Genomic DNA, 9,517 nt, shown 5'->3' with positions numbered 1-9,517 from the left:
GCCGGGGCCGCCCCACACCCGTCGGACCACCCTCACGACGCCGCACACCGGAAGCGATGATCATGCCCCTGACCAGCACGCGCATCAGCCCCGACTGGCCCTGTCAGGTCAAGACGCCGGGCTCGTACGACTGGGAGCGCTCGGCGGCCAAGTGGCTGCGCGAGCTGATCCCCGCGCGCTACGCCAGCTATCCGGCCCTGATCCGGCACCCCGTCCTGCTCGCCCGGCACGCCCAGATCCAGGTGCAGCAGGAGATCCGGGTGGCCCGGACGGCGCTGCAGACCGCGCGGGCCGAACTGCCCATGCTCGGGCTGCCCGAGTCCGTCATCGAACACACGATCAAGCTCTACGCGGCCGAGGTGATGCAACTCCAGCACATCGCGCGCAGCGTCCGGGCGGTCACCGAGGCACTGGCCACCCGCGGCGCCGGCCGCTGACCGGCCGCCGCTCCGGGCGTACGGCACGCGGTCGCCCCTCGCCGCGCCCGAGCCACTCCCCGTTCGTGTGCGGCGGGCGGGAAGCACTTGTCGATCCGGTCCCGGCAGACGAGTGATCGAAGGGGCCCTGATGTGCGATGCTCATCGCGTGACGAGCGAGTCCGTGTCCCCGATGGACCCCGGCACCGACGCCGAGATGGCGGCGTTGGCCAAGGTCGTGGCCCGTCAGCGCGCCGAGCTGGAGGAGCTGCGCGACCTCGCCGCGACAGCGGCGGTGCTGGAGCGGGCCAAGGGCGTCCTGATGGCGGTCACAGGCTGCACCCCGGACGCGGCGCACGAGGAACTGCACCAGCGTGCCAAGAACGGCAACCGCACCCTTCTCGAACAGTGCTGGCTGACGCTCGGCGCCCTGCTGCCGGCACCGGCGGAGCCCGTGCCGGCACCCGTGGGGCCGCCCGTCGCCGTCGGCTCCTGGGAGGCCGCACCCGTCGGCAGCGTCGACATGGCGGAGGTGCTGGGCTGCATCGGCCGGGACCTGGTCCGGGTCGGCTCACCGCAGGAACTGGCCGGGTGTCTGCTGGAGCATCTGGCGCCCCAGGTGCGCGCCGACGCCGTGATGCTCTACGAGCGGCAGCCCGAGGGCGGACTCACGCTGATCGGCCACTCCGGCATAGACGCGACGCTCGCCGCGCAGTGGCGGCACGTACCCCCGCTCAGCGGTCTGTCCGCCATCGACGCCCTGTCGGCGGGCGAGCCCCGCTGGCTGGAGGACCTGCCCACCGACAGCACGCGGTACCTGCTGATCGGGAACCCGCCCGAGCGCTGGCCGACCCGGGCGTGGCTGCCCGTGCCCGGCGGGGAGACGGCGGGTGTCGCCCTCGGCGTGCTGCGCCGGCACGACGGGCCGTTCGAGCCGCGCGAGCGTGAGCTGCTGCGGGCCGTGGCCAGGCTGTGCGCCGGCCGGCTGCGGGCCTTCGACGCCCCGCAGGAACACCCCGCCGAGGGCAGCGTCGTCCAGACCGTGCAGGCGGTGTTCGACGCGCTGCCGGGCGCCGCGATCCTGCTCACCCCCCTGCGTACGGCCGCCGGCAAGGTGGAGGACTACCGGATCGACGCCGCCACCGCGGACGCGATCGACGTCTTCGGCCGCACCGGCCGGGAGATGGTCGGCCGGCACATCCTGGAGAGCTACCCGTCCGTCGCGGGCGAGCCGCTGTGGCTGGGCTATCTGGCGGCGCTGGAGACCGGGGTGCCGTTCGAGGGCGAGCCCTTCGTCTACCAGGACGTGTCGGACGGGGTCGCGGTGAGCGCCACGTACTCGGTGCGAGCGGCGCCGCTGGGCGAGGGCCTGCTGGTGACCTGGTTGCGGCACCACCCGTTGGAGCGGCAGGAGCAGCGCCTGGCCGACGTGCAGCGGCTGGGCAAGCTCGGCTGGGCGACCTGGAACCTGATCACCGAGGACATCTCCTGGTCCGCCCAGGCCTACGCCCTGCTCGGGCGGAGCACCGCGCAGGGGCCGTTCGGGCTCGAGAAGCTGCCGGACCTGGTCCTGCCGGAGGACGCGGGGCCGCTGGCCCACGCGATCACCGAACTCGTCCGCCGCGCCCGCCCGTTCGACGTGCCGTTCCGCATCGCCTCGCCCGAGGGCGTCCGGCATCTGCGGATGGTCGCGGAGGCCGTCACCCAGCCGGACGGCGTCCCGGTCGAGGTGCACGGATTCGTACAGGACCTCACCGCGCAGCGCAGCGCGGAGCTCGCCCTCGTGGAGAGCGAGCGGGCGATGCTGCTCCAGCGCGGGATCCTGCAGGCCGAGCGGGCGCTGGCGGCCCGGCTCCAGCACGCCCTGCTGCCGCTGCCGGGCAAACCCCGGCAGCTGGCCGGGCTGCGCATCGAGGTCGCCTATCTGCCCGCGCAGGCCGGCATCCATGTCGGCGGGGACTGGTTCAGCGCCATCGAGCTGCCCGACTACGAAGCCCTCTTCGTGGTCGGCGACGTGGCGGGACACGGCATCGACGCGGTCGCCACCATGGCCCAGCTCCGGTTCACCGCGAAGGGCATGGTCAGCACCGGCTCCTCGCTGACCGGGGCGCTGGCCCGGCTCAACCAGTTGCTGCTGCACTCCCGGGACGGCCAGATCACCGCCACCATGGTCCTCGCCCGCTACGACGCCGCCCGGCGTGTCCTCGCCTGGGCGCAGGCCGGACACCCGCCGCCGCTGCTCGTGCGCGACGGTGAGGTGCGCTACCTCGACCGGCCCGGCGGCATGCTGCTCGGCGCGAGCGCGGCGCCCGCCTACGAGTCGGCGGAGCTGCGCCTCGAGCCCGGGGACCGGTTGCTGCTGTTCACCGACGGCCTGGTCGAACGCCTCGGCGAGGGCCTCGACGCGGGTCTCGCCCGCCTGGCCGAGGCGGTACGCGGCCAGGGCTCCGGCGAGTCCGGCTCCCTCGACGCCCTGCTCGCCGTCATGCTCGGGGCCGAGCGGCGCGACGACGTCTGCGTACTGGACATCCGGATGCCGGGCGAGGACCAGGCGCAGACGCTGGACGCGGCCGACCCCACGGGCCGGGACGAGAGGGACGGCCCGGGGCGCACGGGCGGGTAGCGGCCGGGTACGCGGGCGGACCGGCATGGTCGCCGGCCTGTAGGTCGGCAGGGCGCCGGTGGTCAGTCGTCGTTCCGATGTCGCCAGTACCAGCAGGCGCCGACGACCAGGGCCAGCAGGAAGACGGCGGGTACGAGCAGGCCCGGGACGCGGGAGCCGGTCATCGGCATGGCCTTCGGTCGTGGTGCGGCTGAGCACGCGACGGGGGTCGCGGGGCTGACCATGATGAAGGCCCCGTTCCGTCCTGACCAGGGATTTGCCGGAGAAGTTGCCCGACGTTCGAATCAGGTCAGTCCACGGGGTGACCCGCGGCAATGGTGGCCGCGTCGGACAGCCGCAGCAGGGAGCCGCCCCGTCCCGAGCCCCACCGCACCGGGTCGAGCACGAAGCCGACATGGTCGCCGCCGTCGGTCCGGTGGAGGATCGTGCCGACGAACCAGGCCGCCGCGTCGCTCAGCACGACCGCGCCGCCGTGCTCCTCCCGCCACTCCAGCCCCGCGAACTTGTCGATCTCGTCGCCCGTCCGGCCACCGAACAGTTCCGCCAGATCGCGCTGGTCCCGGGTGAGCAGGTGCACGGTGAGGAGCTGCGCGGCCCGGGCGACGCGATACGTGTGGTTGGCCTTGGACAGCCACACCGCGAACCGGGGCGGCCGGATGGAGCACTGCGAGGCGAAGCCGACCAGGCAGCCCGCGCGCTCGCCGTCGGCCATGGCCGTGACCACGCACATGTCGGGATCGAGCCGGTCGAAGAAGCCGCTCCCGTCCCCGGCGCCGTTCACTCCCGCCGCGTCCGCGGGGACTTCCGTATCCGCCATGCCGCTCCGCTCCCCTCCGCCGCCGCTGGGGTCCCCCGCCTCAGCTCACCACATCGGACGCGGGCGCGCCCGCCGCCTCCCGTGCCCCCGGTGTTCCCCGCGCACCGCTCACGAACCCTGGCCGAGGCTGGTCCGGGACTCCAGCGCGCGGCGCGTGTCATTGCCGTAGACGCCGGTCTCGTCACCGCTGATGCCGTACCAGAGCTGGAAGCGCGCCACGGCCGCGGTGAGGGTGGCGTCGTAGACGCCACCGGCCGAGCCGTCGTGGTAGACGTCAGGGATGCGCAGCAGGCGTTGCTGCAGTTCGGTGACCTCGGGGCCGGTGTCGCCCTGGCGGAGGGTGCCGGGGCCGTCCGGGTCGGTGCCGGTGGCCGTCGGCGACGCGGTCGCGGGCGGCGCCACCGGCGCGCCGGCGGGCGGTGCGGCCGAGGTGCCCGCGGGCCGGGAGGGCCGGTCGGTGGCGGCTGCCTCCTGGTGTCCGGGGAGCAGCAGGGCGGCGCCGAAGCCGATCAGCGCGGCCGCCGCCACGGCCACGGCCACGGCGGCCCCGCGGAGTCCGGGACCGAATCCGAGAACGGCCGTCGTGGCGGCGCCCCGGGTCCGGGCGGGCGGTACCGGCGGCAGCTCCTGCGTGTCCTCGTCGGCGGCAGCCGCGGCTCGCGCCGGAACGGAGCGCCCTTCGAACGCCTCGGCCCCGGGCGCCGCTCCCGCCGGGGTGGGGCGCGCTCCGGATGCCGAGCCGGCGGGCTCGTACGTCACCGGCTCGGGTCGCATCTCCCGCATCAGCTCGGCGAGGGCGTCGAAGCGGCGGGGCCGCAGGACCCGCACGGGTTCCAGGACCGGTCCTGGGTGCGGGCGTTCAGGGTCGGGCGGTGTCGGCACGTGGCCCTCCTTCCGTCCCGCGCGGACGGGACTTCCGCGATCCCCGTGCTGAGATACGGCCTGCGGCGAGGCTCCGTTCAGGCCGGCCGGGTGCGGCTGTCGCCCGCGTCACCGTCAGGCGGGGCTGAGCGCTCCGTGCACGAACCGGCTGAGGGACGCCGTGAACGCGCCGACGAAGGCGTCCCTGGCCTCCTCCGGCAGGGCGTCCAGCGAGAGATAGGGGTTCAGGTCCTCCAGTTCGACCAGCAGCAGGCCGCCGTCGGGGGCGCGGCAGGCGTCGACGCGCTGGATGCCGTGGCCGAGGTCGTTCCAGTCGACGAAGCGCCGGGCGAACTCCAGGTCGGCGGCGGTCGCCGCGTACGGCTTCAGCTCCCAGCGGCGCCGCGGGTCGGGCGCGTACAGGGCGTACTGGAAGTCGTCGTCGACGAAGTAGAAGGACACCTCGTACGCGAAGTCGATGCGTGGCTGGATCAGGACGTCGCCGGCGGCGGCCGCGGCGACCTTGCCGGCCGGGACGATCCGCAGGCCGAGGGAGTCCGCGCCGAGGCGCGGTTTGACCACGTAGCGGGTGGCGTGCGGCAGCCGGTGCAGGTCCTCGGCCCGGCCGACGGTCGGGATCACGGGGAACCCGGCGGCGCTCAGATCGAGCAGGTACTGCTTGCCGGCCATGTCGGCCTTGCCGGTGAGCGGGTTGTACACCCGTGTCCCGCTCTCCAGCGCCCGCGCGCGGAAGGCCGCGTACTCCTTCTGGTAGCCGAGCACGGGCCCGCTGTTGCGGACGACCACGGCGTCGTAGCCGTCCATCAGGGCCGCCGCGTCCAGCGGGTGGCACAGGGCGAGGTCGAAGTGGGCGCGCAGCCGGGAGGTGAGGAGGATGTCCTCGTCGCAGTAGCGGCGCCCGCGGGCCTGGTACGCCAGGTCGGTGACGTAGAGGACGCGGGGGCGGGCGGCGGACATGGGGGTCTCCTCGGGCGCTGCGGCCCTGTCGGCCGTGGGTGCAGAAAGGTTACGTCGGGATTCGGCCACTCCCGTCCCCGCTCCGGGTGTTCGCATGATTCGAGCCCGGACGATCATCCGCCCGCTGTGCGGGCTCGACCGCCGCAGAGCACTCAGTTCCCTCGCCGGGCACCCTTCGCTGCACTGAGTGTCACAATTTCCAGCCGGATGCTACGTTCCCGTCCATGAGCTCCAGCAGCGCGGCGCAGGCCGCGAAGCCGCCGATGCGGGACGCCCTGGTCGAGGCGGCCTTCCGGCTCTTCCTGGAACGCGGCTACGAGCAGACCACCGTGGACGACATCGTGGCCCTGGCCGGAGTCGGCCGGCGTTCGTTCTTCCGCTACTTCCCCTCCAAGGAGGACGTGGTCTTCCCCGACCACGAGCGCTGCCTCGCCGACATGACCGCCTTCCTCGCCGCGAGCGAGGAGGACCAGGAGCCGGTGCGGCGGGTGTGCGACGCGGCCCGGTTGGTGCTGCGCATGTACGCGGAGAACCCCACCTTCTCCGTGCAGCGCTACCGCCTCACCAAGAAGGTGCCGGGTTTGCGCGCGTACGAGCTGTCGGTGGTCTGGCGCTACGAGCGGGCGCTGGCCGAATATCTGCGCGGCCGGTTCGCCGGCCGGCCCGACGGGACGCTGCGGGCCGACGTGATCGCGGCCGGGGTCGTCGCGGCGCACAACAACGCCCTGCGCTCGTGGCTGCGCTCGGACGGCAAGGGCGACGCGGGCGCGGCGGTGGACCACGCGCTCGGGTACGTCCAGCGGGCGTTCGGGTACACCGCGGACACCCCGGCCACGCCGGCCCGCACCGCCCCGGCCGCCTTCCCCGTCGGCCCGGCGCCCGTGTGGGCCGGCCCGGCCGCGGGCGAGGGGGGAAGCGGGCATCTCGACGACGTGGTGGTCCTGGTCTCCCGGCGGGACGCCCCGCTGTGGCGGGTGGTGCAGGAGCTGGAGGCGGTGCTGGGCCGCGACTGATGGGCGGCACCCCGGAGACGCGCAGGCGACCCTGGGGGAAATTAGGGGTACGCAGTGCCTTTACGAGTGACACTGAGTGCCATACTCTGTCGGCGTGCGCGGTGGCACGGCGACCGCGCGCTGCGTGCACGGGTCGCGCCGGGCACGCGGGATACCGGCCGAGCGCAGGGAGTTGACCAGCGTGTACCACCACTCAGCAAGCGCCTCGCATCCGGCGGCCGGCTCCGCGGCGGGTGTCCTCGACCCCGTCTCCGCGGACTCCAAGGACGCCATCCTCTTCCAGCGGTGCGCCTGGTGCGGCACCGCGATGTACCACCGGCTGCTGTGTCCGGTGTGCCAGGGGAGCGAGCTGCGCACCGAGCACAGCGAGGGCGTCGGCACGGTCCGCCACTCCACCGTGGTGCACCGCAACACCCCGGCGGCCCGCAACGTGTCGCTGATAGAGATGGCCGAGGGCTTCGTCGTGCGCGGCCGGGTCATGGGCCCGCCGGTCGGCATCCACAGCGGCGACCGGGTCCGGCTGTCCACCGCCAAGGACCCGGTGCGCGGCGAGCCGGTGTTCCAGCTGCTGGACGAGTACCGCGCCTGGACCTGACAGCCGTACCCCGCTGAGCGCCGCCGCGCTTCCCCACCTCGGAGAACCGCGCACGTGTCGGCCACTGTTGCGGGATTCGGACAGGTGATCCACCACTTCTCCTTCACAGGCAACCCACAGACTCGGAGTTCCGTCCTCCGGGGCCGAGGGGCTCCCGGGACGGCCGGGACGCCCGAGGCAGGGTTCGAGGAGGAACAGTGGTCCGTGCCCGGCGCATATGGGTCACCGCCGCCGCGTTACTCGCGGTGGCGGGAGCATCCCCGGGGGCCGCAGTCGCACAGTCCCAACCACCCTTACCCGGGCGGGAGTCGGCGGTCCCGGACGACGGGACGCTGCCGCCCGGCTGGCGGATCGCCGGCGGACGTTCGGCTCCACGGCTGGAGTGGCGGTCGGACCGGCCGGTGCCGATGGGCGACGCGCGGGTCGAGTTCCGGGCGGGCGGACGGCTGTTGGGGGTGCCGAGCCCGGACGGCGACCGGCGCGGCTTCCGGTTGCCGCTCGACGCGCGGCGGGTGACCGGGCTCCAGGGACTGCAAGTCTGGTCCGGCGGACACCGGTTGGACGTCGGGACGACCGGCGCGGCGGCCCCGGCGGTCAAGCCGCCGCCCCCGCTGCCGGCGAACGAGGTGGACCCCGGCAAGCCCGGCAACTACCGCACCAGGACGGGCGAGTACAGCCTGAAGCCGGTCCGGCTGCCGGGCCTCGCGGCGCCGGCGGAGATGCGCGGGGTGGTCGTCGCTCCCGTCGGCGCCACCGGCAGGCGACCGCTCGCGCTGTTCCTGCACGGCCGCCACTACACCTGCTACAAGGGCCATGACGTCACCGGCGACTGGCCCTGCAAGGCCGGCGGCAAGCCGGTGCCGAGCCACCGCGGCTACCTCCGCGACCAGCAACTCCTGGCCTCCCAGGGCTATGTGACCGTGTCGATCGCCGCCAACGGCGTCAACGGTCAGGACAACGCGGCCGAGGACGGCGGCGCCCAGGCCCGTTCCTCGCTGGTGCGGCTCCATCTGGCCCGATGGGCGGACTGGGCCGAACACCCCGCGACCGCACCGGCGGTCGTACGCGACGCGCCCCGCGCCGACCTGTCCCGCGTCCTGCTCGTCGGGCACTCCCGGGGCGGCGAGGGCGTCAACCGGGCCGCGCTGGACAGCCTCTCTCCCCCGCCCGCCGACCAGGACGGCTACCACGGCGCGGTGCGCTGGACCGTCCGCGGCATGGTGCTCATCGGTCCCACCGTCTTCGGCCAGAACCCGGTGCCCGACGTGCCGTCGGTGACGATCCTGCCGGGCTGCGACGGCGACGTGTCCGACCTCCAGGGCGAGGTGTACGTCGACGGCACGCGCGCGGTGAGCAACGGAACCTCGCTGCACAGCGCCGTGTACGTCATCGGCGCCGACCACAACTTCTTCAACTCCGAGTGGACGCCCGGCCAGGCCGCGGCGCCCGCCGAGGACGACTTCTCCGACGACCCGCGGCACCCGGACCCGGTGTGCTCGAAGCACGCCGCCACCCGGCTCACCGCCGACCAGCAGCACCGGGCCGGTTCGACGTACGTCGCGGCGGCCGCGCGGCTGTTCCTCACCGGGGACGACCGGGTGCGGCCGCTGCTGGACGGCTCCGGGAAGCGGGCGCCGTCGGCGGATCCGGCGCGGGTCCTCAGCCACGCGGTGGGGGCGGGCCGGAGTGCCGGGTTCCTGCCGGACGGCGGGGTGTCGGTGACCGGCGGCGCCCTGTGCGACGTGGTGGATCCGAGTCCGGCCAAGGCCTGTCTGGGCCGGGGCGCGACCGGGCTCTCGCCGCACTTCGCGCAGTGGGAGACCGACCGGGAGACCGGCCGGCACGCGATCGCGCTGGACTGGACCCGCGCCGGCACCCCCGCGCGGGTGAGCGTGGGGCGGCCGATGTCGCTGTCCGGCGCCCGGGCGCTGGCGCTGCGCCTGTTCGTGCCGCCGAACTCCAGTGGCACACAGCTGGACGTGTCCCTCACCGACGCCTCCGGCCGGAAGGCGGCACTCGGCCGGGTGCGTGCCGACGGGCTGCCCGGCAGTGAGCGGACCGCCTCCTACTGGGCGCGCGAGATCCGGGTGCCGCTGACGGCCGCCGGCCGCGGCGGGTTCGACCTCGCCGAGCTTCTTCACGATGCCCCGGTCGACCTCCTCGGCCCGGTCCCAGGCGACCACGTGCGGGGCGATCTCACGCTCCACGAAGTCC

Annotated in this window: 8 protein-coding genes; 5 read left to right on the top strand and 3 right to left on the bottom strand. The window is 74.3% G+C overall.

Annotation, left to right across the window (positions count from 1 at the left end; genetic code table 11):
• Window positions 1-56: 56 nt before the first annotated feature.
• On the top strand, window positions 57-437 hold the full coding sequence (locus ACWEN3_RS33510; RefSeq protein WP_452978578.1) for a hypothetical protein: 381 nt from the start codon (window positions 57-59) through the stop codon (window positions 435-437).
• Window positions 438-609: 172 nt separating this feature from the next.
• Window positions 610-3,039 (top strand): SpoIIE family protein phosphatase, encoded by a 2,430-nt coding sequence (locus ACWEN3_RS33505; RefSeq protein ID WP_452978575.1) that lies wholly within the window; start codon window positions 610-612, stop codon window positions 3,037-3,039.
• Window positions 3,040-3,328: 289 nt separating this feature from the next.
• Here ACWEN3_RS33505 and ACWEN3_RS33500 read toward each other — a convergent pair whose 3' ends face one another.
• The 3 genes from ACWEN3_RS33500 to ACWEN3_RS33490 all read right to left on the bottom strand — a co-directional run bounded on the left by ACWEN3_RS33500 (window position 3,329) and on the right by ACWEN3_RS33490 (window position 5,695).
• Window positions 3,329-3,769 (bottom strand): flavin reductase family protein, encoded by a 441-nt coding sequence (locus ACWEN3_RS33500; RefSeq protein ID WP_452978572.1) that lies wholly within the window; start codon window positions 3,767-3,769, stop codon window positions 3,329-3,331.
• A 195-nt stretch (window positions 3,770-3,964) separates the two neighbouring features.
• The gene (locus ACWEN3_RS33495) at window positions 3,965-4,738 is read right to left on the bottom strand and encodes a peptidoglycan-binding domain-containing protein (protein WP_452978569.1); all 774 of its coding nucleotides are present in this window, start codon (window positions 4,736-4,738) and stop codon (window positions 3,965-3,967) included.
• 114 nt (window positions 4,739-4,852) lie between these two features.
• Complete coding sequence (locus ACWEN3_RS33490; RefSeq protein ID WP_452978566.1) at window positions 4,853-5,695, bottom strand: hypothetical protein; 843 nt, start codon at window positions 5,693-5,695, stop codon at window positions 4,853-4,855.
• A gap of 224 nt (window positions 5,696-5,919) precedes the next feature.
• On the opposite strand from ACWEN3_RS33490, the gene ACWEN3_RS33485 reads away from it, so the two are divergent.
• The 3 genes from ACWEN3_RS33485 to ACWEN3_RS33475 all read left to right on the top strand — a co-directional run.
• Window positions 5,920-6,708, top strand: coding sequence for a TetR family transcriptional regulator (locus ACWEN3_RS33485; protein WP_452978563.1), 789 nt, complete (start codon window positions 5,920-5,922; stop codon window positions 6,706-6,708).
• A gap of 181 nt (window positions 6,709-6,889) precedes the next feature.
• Entirely contained in the window at window positions 6,890-7,303 is a 414-nt protein-coding gene (locus ACWEN3_RS33480) for a Zn-ribbon domain-containing OB-fold protein (protein ID WP_452978560.1), read from the top strand.
• Between the two features lie 197 nt (window positions 7,304-7,500).
• Window positions 7,501-9,517: alpha/beta hydrolase family protein (locus tag ACWEN3_RS33475; protein ID WP_452978557.1), on the top strand; the 2,017-nt coding region annotated here is incomplete at its 3' end.

It is taken from the genome of Streptomyces sp. NPDC004561 (genome assembly GCF_053602155.1).
The sequence above is the reverse complement of the archived record's forward strand: the minus strand, read 5'-3'. Positions and strand labels throughout refer to the sequence as shown.